The organism is Desulfobacterium sp. N47, from assembly GCF_051233685.1.
In the GTDB taxonomy this organism is placed as follows: domain Bacteria; phylum Desulfobacterota; class Desulfobacteria; order Desulfobacterales; family RPRI01; genus RPRI01.
Genome location: NZ_JBAMMY010000109.1, coordinates 1 through 6,151, shown reverse-complemented (window position 1 = coordinate 6,151; position 6,151 = coordinate 1). Strand labels below are relative to the sequence as shown.

General features: G+C 40.6%; 7 protein-coding genes. All 7 read left to right on the top strand.

The features are described 5' to 3' along the window. Positions 1-232, top strand: a 232-nt coding sequence (locus VXK47_RS06715) for a hypothetical protein (protein WP_435548001.1), incomplete at its 5' end; no start/stop codon positions are given. Further along, complete coding sequence (locus VXK47_RS06710; protein WP_435548000.1) at positions 229-1,395, top strand: radical SAM protein; 1,167 nt, start codon at positions 229-231, stop codon at positions 1,393-1,395. The genes VXK47_RS06715 and VXK47_RS06710, both read left to right, overlap by 4 nt. Positions 1,396-1,536: 141 nt before the next feature. Further along, positions 1,537-1,740, top strand: coding sequence for a 4Fe-4S dicluster domain-containing protein (locus tag VXK47_RS06705; RefSeq protein WP_435547999.1), 204 nt, complete (start codon positions 1,537-1,539; stop codon positions 1,738-1,740). A 218-nt stretch (positions 1,741-1,958) separates the two neighbouring features. Then, positions 1,959-3,110: a 2-oxoacid:acceptor oxidoreductase subunit alpha gene (locus VXK47_RS06700; RefSeq protein WP_435547998.1), complete on the top strand. Its 1,152-nt coding sequence runs from the start codon at positions 1,959-1,961 to the stop codon at positions 3,108-3,110. Between the two features lie 2 nt (positions 3,111-3,112). Beyond that, complete coding sequence (locus VXK47_RS06695) at positions 3,113-3,916, top strand: 2-oxoacid:ferredoxin oxidoreductase subunit beta (RefSeq protein ID WP_435547997.1); 804 nt, start codon at positions 3,113-3,115, stop codon at positions 3,914-3,916. 2 nt (positions 3,917-3,918) lie between these two features. Beyond that, positions 3,919-4,464, top strand: coding sequence for a 2-oxoacid:acceptor oxidoreductase family protein (locus VXK47_RS06690; RefSeq protein ID WP_435547996.1), 546 nt, complete (start codon positions 3,919-3,921; stop codon positions 4,462-4,464). A 41-nt stretch (positions 4,465-4,505) separates the two neighbouring features. Continuing rightward, a complete protein-coding gene (gene hemW, locus VXK47_RS06685) occupies positions 4,506-5,663 on the top strand; it encodes a radical SAM family heme chaperone HemW (RefSeq protein ID WP_435547995.1) in 1,158 nt (385 codons plus the stop codon). Positions 5,664-6,151: the final 488 nt, after the last annotated feature.

Sequence of the window (6,151 nt, the reverse complement as noted above, 5' to 3'; positions counted from 1 at the left end):
AGCCAGTTTCAAAACGTCCCATTTAGGCCGATCTCTGCGTTGGGCTCAAATTTTAATCCTCGAAATACTAAATGTATTCCTGTGGTTAAAATTTTCGCCCGCCTTGACCTTGACCAAACTGAAACGTTTTGAAAGTGGCTCAATAAACAATAAATTATTTATCTCACAAAAATTAAAATTATCGCAGTTTAATGAATTTTTTTTATTTTTACAACCGGGAATATACAAATGAAATCAAATAACAATCCGGATTCCGAATATAAAGGCTTTGAGCAGGGACCAATCCGGCCTCCCAGCGAAGCACACAGTCTGTTAATACGCATCACAAGAAACTGCCCATGGAACCGCTGTTCCTTCTGCCCTGTTTATAAAGAATCAAGGTTTTCCATCCGCCCAGTTGAGCATGTTATAAAAGACATTGATACAGTCCATAAATACGTTAAGCACCTGCTTCATCTTGCAGATGAGGCCCGCAAGAAAGGTAAACAGGAAATAAGCACTGCCGATATAAAAGTTGAGACTAATGAGAGCAGAGCTTTTAATGCCGCATATTACTGGCTTGCCGCAGGAATGAAATCCATATTCCTTCAGGATGCAAACAGCCTTATAATCAAACCACCGGATCTTATAAAAATTCTTGTTCACCTGAAAGAATGTTTTCCCTGGACTGAAAGGATAACATCTTATGCAAGGTCTCATACTGTTGCCAGGATAAGTGACGATGATCTTCTGGCTATAAGGACTGCCGGATTAAGCAGGATACATATAGGCTTAGAATCAGGATCAGACAAAGTCCTTCAAATGGTGAAAAAAGGGGTTTCAAAAGAGACGCATATAAAAGCAGGGCAAAAAGCAAAAAAGGCAGGCTTTGAACTTTCCGAATATGTTATGCCCGGTATTGGCGGTATAAGTTTATCAAGAGAGCATGCTCTTGAAACGGCAGATGCTTTAAATCAGATAAATCCGGATGTTATAAGGCTTCGTTCGCTTACTATCCCTGAAAACACCGGACTTTACGACGAATACAAAGCCGGCCGGTTTGAAAAAGGCAATGATCTGATAACAGCAAAAGAGATTCTGCTTTTTATTGAAAATCTTAACAATATAACAAGCTATATAAAAAGTGACCATATCCTGAATCTGTTTGAAGATGTTGAGGGAAAACTCCCGCAGGATAAAGAAAAAATTATAAATATTCTTCGTACTTTTATAGATATGCCTCCGCAGGAGCAGCTTAAATACAGGGTTGGAAGAAGGCTTGGGATTTTCTCACGCTTAAGTGACATGGATAATCCTCAAAAGCTTGCAAGAATGGAAAATGCAAGTATAAGCCTTGGGATTACTCCTGAAAATGCAGATAAAACTATTGATGAACTGACTCGAAGAATGATGTAGAAGTTAAATATTCAGGTTCAAAGTTTCAGGGTTCACGGTGCAAGGTTAGAGAGTTATAAAAGACTCAAGACAACGTGAACCCGGAACCGTGAGCCTAACAACCTGAGCAGTTCCTGATAAAGCTGAAAATATATTATTACTATGCCGAAAGCTAAACTTAAAGAACATAAAATAAACAGACGCTGGTGTAAAGGCTGTGGAATCTGTGCGCATTTTTGTCCTAAAAACGTGCTTGAAATTGATAAAGAGGAAAAAGCGTTTGCAGCACGCCCGGAAGACTGCATCGCCTGCAAGCTGTGTGAATTAAGGTGTCCCGATCTTGCCATAGAAATAATAACTGAGTAGTAATCAGGTACAAGGTTTAAGGCTCAAGGTGCAAGGAATAAGAATAGCTCGTAACTTCGTAAGTTCATAAGCTGATATGTTGATAAGGTTCAAGGTGCAAGGTTTAAGGCTCAAGGAAAGGGAGGAGTGAAAAAGGTTTTGAAGATATTGAGGTTTGGCAACCAACCGTGAACCGTGAAACTAACAACCTGTGTTGTTACATTGAATAAGGCGAGAAAATGGATGAGAAAAATATAAAATTTGTTCAGGGAAATGAGGCCTGTGCCGAAGCTGCATTATATGCCGGGCTGGGTTTTTTTGCCGGCTATCCTATAACGCCTTCAACCGAAATTGCCGAGCTGCTTTCCGTAAGACTTCCGCAAACAGGCGGAAAGTTTCTTCAGATGGAAGATGAAATCTCATCAATATGCGCAATCATCGGAGCCTCTTTGACCGGAAATAAAGTTATGACGGCAACAAGCGGCCCAGGTTTTTCTCTCATGCAGGAAGCATTAGGTTATGCGGTCATGGCTGAAATCCCATGCGTGATTGTAGATGTTCAGCGCGGCGGTCCTTCAACAGGAAATCCCACACATGTAAGCCAGGGCGACATAAACCAGGCAAGATGGGGAACCCACGGGGAGCATTCCATAATAGTACTGACTGCTTCAAATCACCAGGATGTTTTCTCCATTACCGTTGATGCTTTCAATATGTCCGAAATGTACAGAACGCCGGTTATTCTTCTTTTTGACGAAGTTACAGCGCACATGCGCGAGGGCTTGATAATACCTGAAAAGGACGCTCTTGATATTGTTGACAGACTCAAGACCTCAGTAAAAAGAGGGGTTGATTTTCATCCCTATTTACCAAGAGAAGACGGACGTCTTCCCATGTCTGATTTCGGGGGTATCCACAGATACAATGTTACCGGACTTTTTCATGATATGTGGGGATTCCCTTCAAGTGATCCTAAAGTAGTCCACGGACTTCTTCGCCATCTTGTAGATAAAATAGAAAACAATGTATATAATATTGCAAGATATAAAGAGTACTTTCTTGAAGATGCGAGAACGATTTTTGTTTCTTACGGATCTTCAGCCCGTTCGGCGCTTCATGTGGTAAAAAACAGAAGGGCACGCGGAGAGCGTATCGGACTTCTTGAGCTTCAGACCTTATGGCCTTTTCCGGCAGGAATTGTGAGGGAAAAATGCTCTGAAGCACAATGCATTATCGTTGTGGAAATGAACATGGGACAAGTACTGCAGCAGGTAAAAACGGCTGTTGATAATCCCGATAAGGTCTTTCTTGCAAACCGCATTGACGGTGAGCTGATAACTCCCACAGATATCAGAAACATAATGAGGCTGATCCAGGGCAAAGGGGTATAACAATGGCGGTTAAGGATTATATCAGAGAAAGATTTTTCCCCCAGATGTGGTGTCCGGGGTGCGGGCACGGCATAATTTTAAACGGCCTTATAAAAGCTGTGGAAGAACTCGGCTTAAACAAAAACGATATTGTTATGGTATCGGGCATAGGATGTTCCGCCAGGATCTCAGGCTATCTTGATTTTCACACTATGCATACACTTCACGGACGTGCGCTCGCATTTGCTACCGGTATAAAAATGAGCAGACCCGAACTGAATGTGCTTGTGCCGATGGGAGACGGTGATGCGCTTGCAATAGGAGGAAACCACTTCATTCATGCTGCGCGCCGTAATATTGATATGACTGCAATAGTTATGAACAACCGTGTTTACGGAATGACGGGCGGGCAGTACTCGCCTCTTTCCGGATACGGTACTCTTGCAACAACAGCGCCATATACCAATATAGATCATCCCTTTGATGTTGTGGATTTAGCTGTGGCCGTGGGTGCTACTTTCGTAGCCCGCTCTACTACATATCACATATGCCAGTTAACGGATTTAATCAAGAAAGCCATCACCCATAAAGGCTTTTCGGTTGTAGAAATCCTTTCCCAGTGTCCTACTTATTACGGCAGAAAAAATAAAGAAGGCAATGCGTACGAAATGATGGAACTTATGAAGCAAAAAACAACACCGGTTGGTTCCGAGGCAAAAAAGAAAAATCCTGATTTGATTGAGACTGGCGTTTTTCTTGAAACGGATAAGCCTGAATATTGCACAGAATACGATAAAATCATCGAAAGAGCAAAGAAGGACAATTAATTATGGAAAGAATAAGGATGGTTTTTTCAGGCTCAGGAGGCCAGGGCGTGATCACGGCTGCAATCATTATTGCAGAAGCTGCTGTAATTTACGAGAATCTTGTTGCGGTACAATCACAGTCATACGGAGCCCAGGCAAGAGGAGGTGCAACAAAAGCCGATATAATAATATCTGATTCCGAAATAAATTTTCCGAAAGTGAATCATCCCAATCTTCTTGTCTGTCTTACGCAGGAGGCATACACCCAGTTTTCACCCACAATACGTCCCGGCGGTTTTCTTATTACCGATACGCACTATGTTAAAACCCATAACAAAGTGGCTGCGCGCCAGAGAGAGATTTCCATGTATGAATCTGTTATGGACACTATCGGGAAACCGGTTGTATATAACATCTGCATGTTAGGTACTGTAATATCAATGTCAGATATCGTAAGACCCGAATCAATCATGAAAGTACTCGAATCAAGAATACCTGCAAACCTTGTTGATATAAACAAAAAAGCCCTTGAACTCGGGCTAAAACTTGCAGAACCGTTTAAGGAATAGGGGGAAAATCGCATACGCCCATACCCAAGCGGAACAAATTTATGACAATTGCGATAGAACCCAATCCTGCCGGATTATATATTCATATTCCTTTTTGCATAAGCAAATGCCCTTATTGCGATTTTTATTCCATTACCGACCATTCCCTTAAAAAAAAATTTGTTAAAGCTCTTCTTCTTGAAATGTCTTTATATAAATCCGTTCCGCTGATTTATGATACCATTTACATAGGCGGCGGCACGCCTTCTGCTTTGAAATCAAAAGATATCGGACAAATTATAGAGACAGTCTTTAATCTGTATAAAATTACACCTGACCCCGAAATAACGATAGAAGTAAACCCTAAAACCGTCACCCCCGGATCCTTAAAAGAATTTAAGCAAACCGGTATAAACCGTATAAATATCGGGGTTCAGTCTTTTTCCGATGAATATCTCAGATTTCTCGGCCGGATTCATTCGGCTATGGAAGCAAAAGAAGCAATCGCCTGGGCAAAAAATGCCGGGTTCGAAAATCTTGGAATAGACCTGATATACGGGATTCCCGGACAAACGGAAAAGTCATGGCTTTTTGATTTAAAAACCGCCATACAAATTGAACCTGATCATATTTCCTGTTATACACTCACATACGAACCAAAAACCCCGATTTATAATCATATGAAATCAGGTGCCTTTTCTCCAATGCCTGATTTTCTTGCAGGCTCTTTATTTGAATTAACTTCTGACTTTCTGGAAAACTGCGGTTATATCCATTACGAAATTTCAAATTTCTCCAAAGGCACTTCTAAAAAATCAAGGCACAATCTGAAATACTGGTCTGATGCACCCTATATAGGATTTGGCCCTTCGGCACATTCTTTTGATGGAACGTCAAGAAGCTGGAATGTGAGAAGTGTAGCAGATTACATAAAAACTATTGAATCCGGCCTGTTTCCCGTAGAAGAAAAAGAAGTGCTTTCAAAAGAGCAGCAGATTATTGAGGCTATTCTTCTTGGTTTAAGAAAAAAAGAAGGAATAACTATAAGTAATTTTAATATAAAATTTGGTTTGATTTTTGAAGAAGTATTTAAAGAAACGATATCCGATCTTAAAGAAAAAAAGCTTATTGCCCTGGATAACAATCAATGCAGGCTCACAAAAAAAGGCACGCTTCTTCTCGACAGCATCTGCGCCATGTTCACCCTGAACGAGTTTTAACCGCCTTTATTATATCTTTTTCTCTTTCCCTTGCACCTTTAACCTTTAACCTTTAACCTCTCACCTTTAACCTTTAACCTTTAACCTCAAGCCTTATCAACTTATGAACTTACGAACTTACGAGCTATTCTTATTCCTCGCACCTCGCACCTCGCACCTTGAACCTTGAACCTTGAACCTCTCGCCTTGAGCCTTACCAACTTACGAGCTATTCTTTTTACTCTCTCTAATACCGGGTGGTATTCAAAGAGATAGCAAGGCGGTAAGGAGGTTTTTCCGAAACATACAAAAAGGCAAAAAGCACCTTTGATTATGTTATAAAACATCAAGAATATATCTGCTACAGGGTTATTTTGTTCTTTGAACAATAAAAAAAAATTACAATTAATTAAACAAACAAGTGGTCAAAGTCCCAATAATAATGTATAGGAAAGATGATCAAAATTATTATTGAGGCAAAATCCATGACATTACAAACGATAACGGTA

Bases quoted from the DNA above. Each gene is read 5' to 3' on its own strand.
- VXK47_RS06690 (WP_435547996.1), top strand. From the start codon at position 3,919: ATGGAAAGAATAAGGATGGTTTTTTCAGGCTCAGGAGGCCAGGGCGTG.
- VXK47_RS06695 (WP_435547997.1), top strand. From the start codon at position 3,113: ATGGCGGTTAAGGATTATATCAGAGAAAGATTTTTCCCCCAGATGTGG.
- VXK47_RS06710 (WP_435548000.1), top strand. From the start codon at position 229: ATGAAATCAAATAACAATCCGGATTCCGAATATAAAGGCTTTGAGCAG.
- VXK47_RS06700 (WP_435547998.1), top strand. From the start codon at position 1,959: ATGGATGAGAAAAATATAAAATTTGTTCAGGGAAATGAGGCCTGTGCC.
- hemW (WP_435547995.1), top strand. From the start codon at position 4,506: ATGACAATTGCGATAGAACCCAATCCTGCCGGATTATATATTCATATT.
- VXK47_RS06705 (WP_435547999.1), top strand. From the start codon at position 1,537: ATGCCGAAAGCTAAACTTAAAGAACATAAAATAAACAGACGCTGGTGT.